This is a genomic window from Thioalkalivibrio sp. AKL17, assembly GCF_000377885.1.
Classification (GTDB): Bacteria; Pseudomonadota; Gammaproteobacteria; order Ectothiorhodospirales; family Ectothiorhodospiraceae; genus Thioalkalivibrio; species Thioalkalivibrio halophilus.
Window position 1 is genome coordinate 56942 of record NZ_KB898765.1, and the last position, 12500, is coordinate 69441.

Genomic DNA, 12500 nt, shown 5'->3' on the forward strand with positions numbered 1-12500 from the left:
TTCACGGGAGGACATCATGGCCGCGGACGTCGAACAGGGTCGCCAGAAACTTGCCTGGGCACGGGAGCACATGCCGGTGCACGCCGCCCTGCGCGAACGCCTCGGCCGGAGCCGGCCGCTGGCCGGCATTACCCTGGGTGTCTGCTCCCATGTGGAGGCCAAGACGGGCGTGTTCGTCGAGACCCTAGCCACCGCCGGCGCCGAGGTGGTGTTCACCGGCAGCGAGCCGGGCTCCAGCCAGGACGACGTGGTCGCCGCCCTCAACGAGCAGGACGGCATCACCGGCTACGCCCGGCGCGGGGTCTCCGAGGAAGAGCTGGAAGCCCTGCACCTGCAGGCCCTGGATCATGCCCCGCGCTTCATCCTCGACGACGCGGCCGAACTGACCGCGCGCCTGGTCCACCAGCGCCCGGCGCTGCTCGACGACTTCATCGGCATGTGCGAGCAGACCACCACCGGCGTGCAGCGGCTGCAGGCGATGGCGCGCGCCGACGCCCTGCCGTTCCCCGCCTATGCGGTGAACAACACACCGATGAAGCACGAGTTCGACAACATCCACGGCACCGGCGAGTCCTCGCTCACCAACCTGCTGCTGACCACCAATCTGCTGCTGGCCGGGAAGAAGGTGGTGGTAGCCGGCTTTGGTGACTGCGGTCTCGGCATCGCCGGCAAGGCGCGGGCACTGGGGGCCCGGGTAGCGATCACCGAGATCGAGCCGCGCCAGGCGCTGCGCGCCCACATGGCCGGCTTCGAGGTCATGCCGATGCTGGAGGCCGCCGCCTGGGGCGAGATCTTCATCACCACCACCGGCAACCGCGACGTGATCCGCGCCGAGCACTTCGAGGCGATGCCCGACGGTGCGCTGCTGGCCAACGCCGGCCACTTCAACGTGGAGATCGACGCCGAGGCGCTGGCGGGACTGAGCGTCGAGCCGCCGCACGAAGCGCGGCCGGGCATCATGGAGTATCGCCTGGCCGACGGCCGCCGCCTGCATCTGGTCTGCGAGGGGCGGCTGGTGAATCTGGCCACGCCCACCGCCATGGGCCACCCGGCCGAGGTGATGGATCAGACCTTTGCCATGCAGATCGTCGCCGCCTGCCACCTGGTCGAGCGCGCGGCGGGGCTGGAGCCCGGCGTGCATCCGGTCCCCGATGAGGTCGACCGCGAGGTGGCCGAACTCAAGCTGGAGACCCTGGGCATCGGCCTCGACACCCTGACCGAGTCGCAGCAGCGCTTCCTCGACGCCTGGCGCGACGATCAGATCAAGGGCGCCTGAGCCCGTCCCGCGTGGAGGCTAGCCGCGGCTGGCCTCCGCGGCGAGCAGTTCTTCCAGCCAGTGCCCGCCGCGGTCCGCCTTGGTGCTGAGATAGCGCAGGTTGTGCGGGTTGACGGTGCCATGCACCGGCTCGCGCGACGCCACTTCGATCCCGCCGGCACGCAGGGCGTCGATCTTGGCAGGATTGTTGGTCAGCACGCGCACACGGTCGATCCCGAGGAACTCCAGCATCTCCACCGCCGCCTCGTAGCGGCGCCCGTCGGCACCGAAGCCGAGCTGGCAGTCGGAGTCGATGGTGTCCATCCCGGCGTGCTGCATGGTGTAGGCACGCAGCTTGTTGGCCAGGCCGATCCCGCGCCCTTCCTGGGCGAGATACAGCAGCACCCCGCCGCCGCTGTCGTTGATCATCTTGACCCCGCGACGCAGCTGATCCCCGCAGTCGCAACGCAGGCTGCCGAACAGGTCGCCCGTCAGGCAGGCCGAATGCAGGCGCACCGGCACCGGGTCCGGCCAGCGGCTCGGCTCGCCGATCACCACCGCCACGTGTTCCTGGATCCCGTTGCCCTCGCGAAACAGCATGAACCGGGTCACCGGAGCGTCCGCCAGCGGTACCGGGGCCTCGCTGACATGGGCCAGCTCCAGGCGCGGATGCTCGGCCACCTCGCGCGCCTGCGCGGCGTCCACGTCCAGCAGCATGCCGTCGGCCACTGCGGAGGCGATCGCCTCGGGCTCCGGATCGGGGATGGACGACGTCACCACCGCCGGCAGCAGCCGACCGGCACGAACCAGCTCCAGCGCGGCGGCCTCGCTCTCGCCGGCGCGCTGGAGCACCGCGCCTTCCAGCAGGCGGGCGGCGGAACTGGCATCATCGGAGCCTTCGGGCGCGCTGGCGAGGACAAACAGCGATTCCGGATCCACCGTGCCGGTCGGCTGCAGCGCCACGCCTTCCCAGCCTTCTTCCAGCGGTTGCGGCCAGCCCATTGCCGACGCCCGGTGGGGGGTTAGAATCAGACGGGGCCGTCCGCCGGTCATCACGGTCAGACGATCGAGCTGTCCCGGTGTCAGGCCCTCGACGGCCGCTGCAAGGACATCCGTTCCGGAACCGCTGACACGAATCGGATGGCCCCGGCGAAGGTCAAAGATCCCGCGATCGGCGTTGTGCATCGGGTACTTCCATACGGAGTCGGGTTGATGAAGTTAGCTCCTCGAACGGTCAGACTACCCCAACTGCCCCGCCGCCGTCCCCAAACCCTGCTCGGGGAGAAGCCATGAGCGAAGAAATCATCACCGAAGCGCGGGCCTGGCGATGGCTGCTGACCCGCTGTGACAATGCGGCCTGCCAGCCACTGCCGGGCCCGCTGGCCCCGGCCGCGCACGAGGTCCTGGACCTCTACGGCCCGATCCTCGAACCCGACACCATCGCCATCGGCCAGCTGGGACAGAGCCTCGACGGACGGATCGCCACGCATACCGGGCACTCCCAGTACGTGACCGGACCGGAGGACATCCGCCACCTGCACCGACTGCGGGCCCTGGTGGATGCCATCGTGGTGGGCGCCGGCACCGTGGCCAGCGACGACCCGCAGCTGACGGTGCGCGAGGTCGAGGGCCGCAATCCGCTGCGCGTGGTGCTGGACCCCGAAGGCCGCCTCGCGGCCGATCACAAGGTGTTCGCGGCCGGCGGGCCGACCACCCTGGTCCTGCACAAGCCCGGGCATGCCCCCGATCACCTGCCGGCCCACGTGGAACGCGCGGAGCTGCCCGTCGAGACGGTCATGGCCGACGGCGAACAGCGCGAACGCTTTGCCCCCCGCCGGGTGCGCGACCACCTCGAGGCACGCGGCCTGAACCGCCTGCTGGTGGAGGGCGGCGGGCGTACCGTCTCGCGTTTCCTGGCCGCGGACACCCTGGATCGCCTGCATCTCACCATCGCCCCGATGATCATCGGCTCCGGCCGCCCGGGTATCACCCTGCCCCCGATCGACTCGCTGTCGCGGGCGCTGCGGCCACCGTTTCGCGAGTTCCGGCTGGGCGGCGACAACCTCTATGACCTGGACTTGCGCAGCAAGCCCTGACCCCCGCCCGCCTCCGGAGCGCGCATGACTCGCCTCGCCCGCCTCATCCCGGCACTGCTGTTCGGCCTGCTGCTCGGTGGCTGCGCCGCCACGCCCGCCGGCCTTCCCGCACCGGCCACCGAGAATCCCGAGCCCGCGCGGCTGGAACAGGGTCTGGCCCGGATGCCCGACGGAACCGAACTGCCACTGCGCCGCTGGGGTCCGCGCGAGCCCGAACGGGTGATCCTGGCCCTGCACGGTTTCAATGACTACGGCGGCAGCATGCACGCCCTTGCACGGCCGCTGGCCGCCAGCGGCATTGCGGTCTACGCCCCGGACCAGCGCGGTTTCGGCCGCACCGACTCGGCCGGGTACTGGGCCGGCCACGCGACCCTGGCCGCCGACGCCCGCGCCCTGCTCCACGCCCTGGACGAACGTTACGCGGACCTGCGCCCGCTTATGGTCGGCAAGAGCATGGGGGCGGCGGTGGCGACCCTGGCGGTCACCGGCGAGCCGGCACCGCCGGTCGCCGGAACGGTCCTGATCGCCCCGGCCGTCTGGGCACGCGATGCCCTGCCCTGGTATCAGCGGATGGCCCTGTGGACCTCCACCCGGCTGTTCCCGGGCCTGCGGCTGTCCCCGGAAGACGCCGCGCACCTCGATATTCGCCCTACCGACGACCCGGTGGTGGCCGCCGGCCTGCGGCGCGACCCCTGGGTACGTGCCAATGCCCGGATGGACAGCCTGGACGGCCTCACCACCCTGATGGACCGCGCACGTGCCGCCGCCCCGGACCTGCCACCTCCGAGCCTGGTGCTCTACGGCGGCCGCGACGACCTGATCCCGCCGGAACCGGTGGCGGACCTGTTGCGCACGCTGGCCGAAGGCGGACCCGGGCACCGGGCGGTGTTCTATCCCGAGGGCTACCACCTGCTCACCCGCTATTCCGGGGCACGACAGACCCACGCGGATATCACCGCGTGGATCCTCGACCCCGACGGCGACCTTCCCCACGGCGAGATCGGCCCGGCCGGGAACATCGCCGATCGCATTCTCTCCGAAAAACCTTGATCCAGCTCACAACCTGGCCGCCTCTTCCCCCGCAAAGTGCAGGGTTTGACGGGATCGCCACACCCGTTCATCCGAAAAGCTCCCTCAGAGGACTGCATGCCGAAGCCTTCCGAGCCGGTTCAGCCACGCCGCACCCTGCGCCTGCGCCATTTCATCGTGACCGCCATCATGGGGGTCGCCCTGCTGGTGTTCGTGACTGCGGGCGTCACGTCCTCGCTCATCTACGAACGGACCATGACCCGGCAGGCCGAAGAGACCGCGAGCGGGATCGCCCATCAGACCTTCGCGTCCATGTTCCAGATCATGAGCGAGGGCTGGACCCGCGAGGAGCTCGAGGAATTCTCGGCCGGGATCGAGGAGTCCTTCCAGGGCACACCGCTGCGACTCGACCTGTTCCGCGGCGACAAGGTGTCCGAGGTCTACGGCGAGGTGGAACAGCCGGAACGCGACGCCCGGGTGCGGCGGGCGTTTGAAACCGGGGAGATCGAAAGCTCCTCGGCCAACGAGGAGGTCCGCTACACCTTTCCCCTGCGTGCCCGCCAGGCCTGCCTGCAGTGCCACGGCAATGCCGACACCGGCGACGTGCTGGGCGTGATGGAGGTCCGCCAGGACATGGGCGAGGCCCTGGTGGACGCCCGCGGGCAGCACCTGTGGACCTTCCTCGCCACCGGCGCCGGCACGCTGCTGGCCGCGGTCCTGCTGGCCGCCTGGGCGACCGGGCCGATCAGCCGCTCGGTACGCCGCTTTCAGAACCAGGTGCGCAGCATCAATTCGGTGCGCGATCTCAACCGCCTGGAGACGCGATCCATCAGCACCGGATTCGTCGAGCTGGATCAGGTCGTGCGCCAGGTCGACGAGCTGGTGCACAAGCTGCACGGCGTGGCGGTAGACAAGGAGATCCTGGAATTCGAACTGAAGCTGCTGGACAAGTTCATTATCACCTCCGACGTGGTGCGGGACTGGCGCGAATACATCAGCGTGCTGCTCAACGAGATCAACACCATCATCGACGCCTACACCCTGTTCACGCTGTTCAAGGCGGACGAGGACCACTACGAACTGGAGATCTTCTGGCGCAGTGAACCGCCGGAGGCCACCCGCCGCACCTTCGAGAAGCTGGCAACCCGGCGCATCCGCGCGAACGACGACTTCGTCGAGGGTGCTCGGATCACCGTGCAACACAACGTGGCGGATCCGCACACCGACCTGCACGAGCTGGACGCCAGCGAGATCGAACTGGCGACCAAGTCCCTGATGCTGGAGACCCCGCGCATCGGCGGCGTGGTCGGCATCGGCGTGCAGTCCGATCTGGTGCGCGATCCGGTCCGGCACGTGGTGATCGAGAGCATCCTGTCGACCCTGCTGAACCTGGTCGGCTCGGTGAAGGCGATCTACAAGTACACCCAGGACCTCGAGTACTACGCCACCCGCGACCCGCTGACCAACCTCTACAACCAGCGGGTGTTCTGGGAACTGTTCGGTTACGAGCTCAAGCGGGCCGCCAGTCACGACTACCCGTTCGCGGTGATGGTCGTCGACCTCGACAACTTCAAGACCATCAACGACCGCTACGGGCATTCCTTCGGCGACCGGTTCCTGCAGGCGTATGCCGACACTATCCGCAACGCGGTGGAAAACGAGCACATCCTGGCGCGCTACGGGGGCGACGAATTCGCCCTGATCCTGCCCGAGACGGGCGCCGAAGCCGCGCACGAACTGGCGGTGCGGATGACCGAGGCCACCGACGACCTGGTCCTGACCGCCCCCGACGGCACCCGGGTGCGCGCCACCACCTGCATCGGCATCGCGGTCTACCCCGAACACGGCGACAGCACCCGCGACGTATTCCTGGTGGCCGACAACATGATGTACAAGGCCAAACGCGAAGGGAAAAACGCAGTCTGCCTGCCCGACGAGGACGAGGTGGCGAAAGTGTTCCGCGAGGCCGGCGAGACCGGGATGATGATCATGCAGGCCCTGGAGGAAAAGCGCATCGTGCCGGTGTTCCAGCCCATCGTGGATGTCCGCTCCGGCGAAACCGCCATCCACGAGCTGCTGATGCGCATCGAATCCAGCGGCAGGCTGCTGCCGGCCAACGAGTTCATCGAGACCGCCGAGAGCATGGGCGTGATGCACCAGCTCGACTACCTGCTGATCGAGCAGGCCTTCCGCCACATCCACGAGACCGGTTACGACGGGTTGCTGTTCATCAACCTGTCGCCGCGCGCGCTGATCATCGGCGAATTCATCGGCAAGGTGCGCACCCTGGCAACCGATTTCCGCATCGACCCGACGCGTATCGTGTTCGAGATCACCGAGCGCGACACCGTCTCCAACCTGAACGTACTGGAGACCTTCGTGCAGGCACTGAAGGAACAGGGCTTCCTGTTCGCGGTGGACGACTTCGGCTCGGGCTTTTCGTCGTTCCACTATCTCAAGCGCTTCCCCATCGACTACGTGAAGATCGAGGGAGACTTCGTGCGCAACATGGCCCGCGACGCGCGTGACCGCGCCTTCGTCAACAGCATCGCGGCGCTGGCCCGCGACCTGCAAATGCGCACCATCGCCGAATTCGTGGAAGACGCGGAGGTCCTGGAGGCCGTACGCGAGATCGGCATCGACTACGCTCAGGGTTATCACCTCGGCTATCCCGACACCGGCTTTACCCCGCGGCGGCCCGGCCTGGAGGCCACCGGCACGGACTGAAACCACCCGGCCCGAGGGCGGATCAGGCCTCCGGCGCACCCCGCTGACCCTGCCACAGGCGGCGCACGAAGCGCGGCAGCAGCAGGGTCATGGCGATCACCGCCAGCACGGCGAGGCCCAGCTGCACCCGCCCCTCGGCCCCGTTCACCGCCTCGCGTGCACTGTGCCCCAGCCAGGCGTAGGCGAACAGGCTGGGGATCAGCGTGATGACGGTGGTGAGGGCAAACACGCCCACCGGGATGCCGGTCACGCCCAGGACCACATTGGTGGGCGCGTAGGGAAACACCGGGACCAGTCGGGTCAGCGCCACCACGCGCCACCCTTCCTCGCGCACGTCGGCACACAGGCGGCGTCCGCGCGGCCCGAGGCGCGGCGTCACCCACGGATAAAGAAAATACCGCGACGCCCAGAAGGCGATCACCCCGGCCAGGGTCGCCGCCAGCAGGCTCAGAAGCCCCCCGTACAGGGGCCCGAACAGCGCCCCCGCCAGCAGAATCCAGGCGGTACTCGGCAACGGAAGCAGGGCCAGGACCACGAACGCCAGCGTGAACACCAGCGGGGCCAGCACGCCGAACCCCGCCAGCCAGTGCTCCAGGTCCTCCAGCCGCAGATCCTGCGGACGGACCTCCCCGGTGAACAGCAGCCAGGCCAGGGTCAGCAGGAGCAGGATCGCCGCCACCGGCAGCCAGCGGCGCGAGGGTCGCGGATTCATCATCGCGGTGTCGTTGCCATGCGCGGTCCGGGCATCCGGCTACACCCCGACGTCCCCGGAGCCGTCATCCCGACCATCGCCCCGCAGGGCATCCAGCCGCTCCGCCAGCACCCGTTCGGTGCCGGCCCGTTTCGGCGTGTAGAACCGCCGGTCCAGCAGCGGTTCCGGCAGATAGGTCTGGCCGCGGGCCACCCCGTCGGGCTCGTCGTGGTCGTAGCGATAGCCCGCACCAAAGCCTTCCTGACGCATCAGTTCGGTGGGGGCGTTGCGCAGATGCAGCGGCACCTCCGGGCTGCCGGTCTCCGCGATCGCCGCCCGCGCCTGTCCGAGGGCCGCATAGGTGCTGTTACTCTTGGGGGCCCCGGCCAGCTCCACCGCCGCCTGTACCAGGGCCAGGTCGCCCTCCGGGCGGCCGAGGCGCTCCATGGTCTGCCACGCCGCCAGCACCCGCTGGCCCAGCCCCACCGCGCCCAGGCCGATGTCCTCGTAGGCCATGCGCAACAGGCGCCGGCCGAGATAGTCCGGGTCGCAGCCGGCATCCAGCATGCGCACCAGCCAGTACAGCGCCCCGTCGGGATCGGAACCCCGCACCGATTTGTGCAGGGCCGAGATCTGGTCGTAAAACGCATCGCCCTGGCGATCCATGGCCAGCGACTGGGCCCCCATCACCGCGCGCAGAGCCTCGCCGGTGATCACCCCGTCACTCGCCAGGTCCGAGGCGGTTTCCAGCCAGTTCAGGGCGCGCCGGGCATCGCCGTCGGCCGCCCCCGCCAGGCGCCGGCGTTCTTCGTCGGCCAGGCTCAGCCCGCGACCGCCCAGACCGCGCTCCGCGTCCGCCAGGGCGCGCCCGATCAGGTCCTCGATCGCCGCCTCCCCCACCGATTCCATGCGGTACACCCGGGCGCGCGACAGCAGCGCGCTGTTCAGCGCAAACGACGGGTTCTCGGTGGTGGCACCCACGAACGTGAGCGTACCGTCCTCGATATGCGGCAGCAGCGCGTCCTGCTGCCCCTTGTTGAAGCGGTGGATCTCGTCGATGAACAGCAGCGTGCCAACGCCATTGCGCCGCCGGGTCTTCGCCGCATCCACCACCGCGCGCACGTCTTTCACCCCGGCCAGCACCGCCGACAGCGTCACCAGCCGCTGGGCACCGGCCTCGGCCACCAGCCGCGCCAGCGTGGTCTTGCCACAGCCGGGCGGCCCCCACAGGATCATCGACGGGGTCTGACCGCTTTCGATCGCGCGGCGCAGCGCGGCATCCGCGCCCACCAGGTGGTCCTGCCCCACCATCTCGTCCAGCCGCGCCGGGCGCATGCGCTCGGCCAGCGGGGCGGCGGGATCCACGGTCGTTACCGCAGCTGCGGACTGCGATGACGGCTGGGCCGGCGGGTCGGCCTCCGGGCCGCCGGCGGGATCGTCCCCGAACAGGTCGTTGTCGAACAGGTCGTCACTCATGCCGGAATTGTAACCCCGCCGGGAACGGGTCAGGGCCGGTAGACGTCGGCCCCGTCGGGCACCTCGAAGCGGAAGGTGTCCGGATCCAGCTCCGGGTTGCGCTCGCTGGCGCTGAAACGCACGTCGGTGACCTGCCCGAACAGGTCCTCGAACTGCATGCGCACCAGGTCGCCGTCCGGGGTCAGATCCAGCATCATGCGCACAAAGTCCGCATGCTCGTCGCGCGGCAGCAGCAGCAGCCGCAGGGCCTCGCCATCCGGCACCGGCAGGATCAGCGTGCGAAAGTGCTCTTCCAGCCGATCCGGCTGGCTGATGGCGGCGATCGGCGTGGCCTCCAGCGCGTCGCCCAGCGGGCGCACCGTAGCCTGCGCCAGATCCGGTTCGAACGTCCACAGTTCACGGCCATCGGACACCACCACCTGCGGGAACGGCTCGCGCACCTCCCAGTACAGCCGGTCGGGAAGCCCCAGATGCATCACCCCTTCGGATTCCTGCAGGGTGAAGCCGGTCTCGTCACTGACCGTCTGGGTGAACTCCGCGGAGAACGTCTCCAGGCCGGCCATGAAACGTTCCAGCGCCAGGCGGGCATCATCGGCCGCGCCCGCCGGAGCCGCGAACAGGAGCAGCAACGCCGCCACCAGGCCGGGGAACATGGAAGACCCGCGTAGCGGGCGAACATCAAAACTCGGGGGACGCGGGTTCATGCGATCTCCGTCAGGGAAACTCGGATCAACAGATTGCGCGGCGACAGCTTAATCCGCGGTGAACGAGGCCGTGCACCTCACTCGTTCGAGCGATCGGGCACCAGCACCTCGCGATTGCCGTTGGACTGCACCGGGCTGACCAGTCCGGCGGTCTCCATGTCCTCCACGATCCGCGCGGCGCGGTTGTAGCCGATCTTCAGCCGTCGCTGTACGTAGGAAATGGAGGCCTTGCGCGACTCGGTGACGATCTGCACCGCCTGGTCATAGAGCGGATCCGACTCCGATTCGTTCCCGTCACCCGATTCCAGCCCGGGAATCGCCGCCGCGCCGGCCTCCGGCTCGTCGAGGATCGCCTCGTTGTAGTCGGGTTCGCCGGTGGACTTGAGGTACTCCACCACCTGGTGCACCTCATTGTCGCCCACGAAGGCCCCGTGCACGCGCTCCGGCATCGCTTTGCCCGGTGGCAGGTAGAGCATGTCGCCATGCCCCAGCAGGTGCTCCGCCCCCATCTGGTCAAGGATGGTGCGCGAATCCACCCGCGACGACACCTGGAAGGCGATGCGGCTGGGGATGTTGGCCTTGATCAGGCCGGTGATCACGTCCACCGACGGCCGCTGGGTGGCGAGGATCAGGTGCAGCCCGGCGGCACGCGCCTTCTGCGCGAGCCGCGCGATCAGCTCCTCCACCTTCTTGCCCACCACCATCATCATGTCGGCGAACTCGTCGACCACGATCACGATGAACGGCAGCGGCTCCAGCTCCGGGGCCTCGGTCGCGGTCACCGACTGCGCCGGATCGAACAGCGGATCCTTCAGCGGCTCGCCGGCGGCGCGCGCGTCGCGCACCTTCTTGTTGTAACCGCCGATGTTGCGCACCCCCAGGGCCGACATCAGCTTGTAGCGCCGTTCCATCTCGCCCACCGCCCAGCGCAGGGCGTTGGAGGCGTCCTTCATGTCGGTGACCACCGGGCACAGCAGATGCGGGATGCCCTCGTAGACCGACAGCTCCAGCATCTTGGGGTCAATCAGGATCAGCCGCACCTCTTCCGGGGTGGCCTTGTACAGCAGCGACAGCAGCATCGCGTTGACGCCCACCGACTTGCCGGAGCCGGTGGTCCCGGCCACCAGCAGATGCGGCATCTTCGCCAGATCGGCCATCACCGGCGCGCCGCCGATGTCCTTGCCGAGGGCCATGGTCAGCGGCGACTTGCCGGAGTCGAACTTCTCCGAGCGCAGGATCTCGCTGAGCGCGACGATCTCGCGGTTGTCGTTGGGGATCTCCAGACCCACCGTGGAGCGTCCGGGGATCACCTCGACGATGCGCACCGCGATCACCGACAGCGAGCGCGCCAGGTCGGTGGACAGCCCGGAGATGCGCGAAGCCTTGACCCCCGGGGCCGGCTGCAGCTCGAAGCGGGTGATCACCGGCCCCGGCTGCACCGCGACCACCTCGACCTCCACGCCGAAGTCCTTCAGCTTGAGCTCCACCTGGCGCGACAACGCCTGCAGGGCCTCTTCCGAATGCCCCTCGGAGGCCGCCGGGGGTTCGTCCAGCAGGCCCAGCGGGGGGATCGGATCGGCGCCCTCGCCCGCGGTGAACAGCGGCACCTGCTTTTCCTTCTCCACCCGCGGACTGGGCGGCGGGGTCTCGACCTTCGGCTCCACCCGTTTCGGCGGACGGTCCGCGGTGCGCTTGCGCTCCTTCTCCACGCGCTCTTCGCGCCCGGCCCGCTGCTGCTTGCCGATACGCCGGTCACGCGCCAGCTCCAGCCGCGCCCTTGCGGCCTCCCAGCCGCGCACCAGCGTACGCCCCAGGCCATCCATCAGCGCAAACCACGACAGCCCGGTGAACAGCGTGACCCCGGCAAGGAACAGCGCCAGCAGCACCAGCGTGCCGCCGACCAGCCCCAGCCCGGCGACCGCCCAGCCCCCGAACAGGTCGCCCAGGATTCCCCCGGCATGCACCGGCATGCCACCCGGCAGCAGGTGCAGGGCCGCCAGCGCCGAACCGGCGATCAGCGCCACCACCAGGGCCGCGCCGCGCACGCCGATCTCCAGGGCACTGGCCATACGCGCATCGCGCCGGTGACGGAACAGCCACCAGCCGATGCCGGCGACCGCCAGCGGGATCAGGAAGGCCAGATGGCCCAGCAGGTGAAAGGCGATGTCGGCGAACCACGCCCCGGTGGTTCCGCCCAGGTTGCGCGTCCCGTCGCCGTCGCCGGTGGTGGACCAGGCGGCGTCCCCCGGGTGATAGGTCACCAGGGCCATCAGCAGGTACAGCGCCAGCATGCCGAAGATCAGCAGCGCGCCTTCGCGCAGCCCGCGCAGCAGCTGCCCGCTGAGCGTGGGCGGCGTCGACGCCTCCGCGGTCTGCGCAGCGCGGCCGCGCCCCTTGCTCGTGTCCGTGCCCTGACCGGACTTCGACCCCGTCTTCGGGCCGGATTTCTGCCCCTTGCCTGTGGATTTGGCCTTGCTTGCGGCCATGCGCTCCCCGTCGGTGCCGGCCCGCCAGCGCGGGCA

9 protein-coding genes are annotated in these 12500 nt (G+C 69.3%); 4 read left to right on the top strand and 5 right to left on the bottom strand.

The annotated features are described in order from the left end of the window. Positions 1-16 precede the first annotated feature (16 nt). Positions 17-1276, top strand: a complete 1260-nt coding sequence (locus tag D577_RS0103515; protein WP_018946194.1) for an adenosylhomocysteinase — start codon at positions 17-19, stop codon at positions 1274-1276. An 18-nt stretch (positions 1277-1294) separates the two neighbouring features. On the opposite strand, the gene ribA is transcribed toward D577_RS0103515, so the two are convergent. Beyond that, positions 1295-2440: a GTP cyclohydrolase II RibA gene (gene ribA / locus D577_RS0103520; protein WP_018946195.1), complete on the bottom strand. Its 1146-nt coding sequence runs from the start codon at positions 2438-2440 to the stop codon at positions 1295-1297. 104 nt (positions 2441-2544) lie between these two features. Here ribA and D577_RS0103525 point away from each other — a divergent pair, with 104 nt between their 5' ends. The 3 genes from D577_RS0103525 (at position 2545) to D577_RS0103535 (ending at position 7107) form a co-directional block, all read left to right on the top strand. Next, complete coding sequence (locus tag D577_RS0103525) at positions 2545-3351, top strand: RibD family protein (RefSeq protein ID WP_018871195.1); 807 nt, start codon at positions 2545-2547, stop codon at positions 3349-3351. 24 nt (positions 3352-3375) lie between these two features. Further along, positions 3376-4401: an alpha/beta fold hydrolase gene (locus tag D577_RS0103530; protein WP_018946196.1), complete on the top strand. Its 1026-nt coding sequence runs from the start codon at positions 3376-3378 to the stop codon at positions 4399-4401. A 96-nt stretch (positions 4402-4497) separates the two neighbouring features. Then, complete coding sequence (locus tag D577_RS0103535; RefSeq protein ID WP_018946197.1) at positions 4498-7107, top strand: bifunctional diguanylate cyclase/phosphodiesterase; 2610 nt, start codon at positions 4498-4500, stop codon at positions 7105-7107. Between the two features lie 22 nt (positions 7108-7129). Here D577_RS0103535 and D577_RS0103540 read toward each other — a convergent pair whose 3' ends face one another. From D577_RS0103540 to D577_RS0103555, 4 genes are all read right to left on the bottom strand, one after another. Then, a complete protein-coding gene (locus D577_RS0103540) occupies positions 7130-7819 on the bottom strand; it encodes a TVP38/TMEM64 family protein (protein ID WP_038036021.1) in 690 nt (229 codons plus the stop codon). 39 nt (positions 7820-7858) lie between these two features. Then, on the bottom strand, positions 7859-9274 hold the full coding sequence (locus D577_RS0103545) for a replication-associated recombination protein A (RefSeq protein WP_018946199.1): 1416 nt from the start codon (positions 9272-9274) through the stop codon (positions 7859-7861). Between the two features lie 29 nt (positions 9275-9303). Next, complete coding sequence (gene lolA / locus D577_RS0103550; protein WP_018946200.1) at positions 9304-9927, bottom strand: outer membrane lipoprotein chaperone LolA; 624 nt, start codon at positions 9925-9927, stop codon at positions 9304-9306. Positions 9928-10055: 128 nt separating this feature from the next. After that, on the bottom strand, positions 10056-12464 hold the full coding sequence (locus D577_RS0103555; protein WP_018946201.1) for a DNA translocase FtsK: 2409 nt from the start codon (positions 12462-12464) through the stop codon (positions 10056-10058). Between the last annotated feature and the right edge of the window lie 36 nt (positions 12465-12500).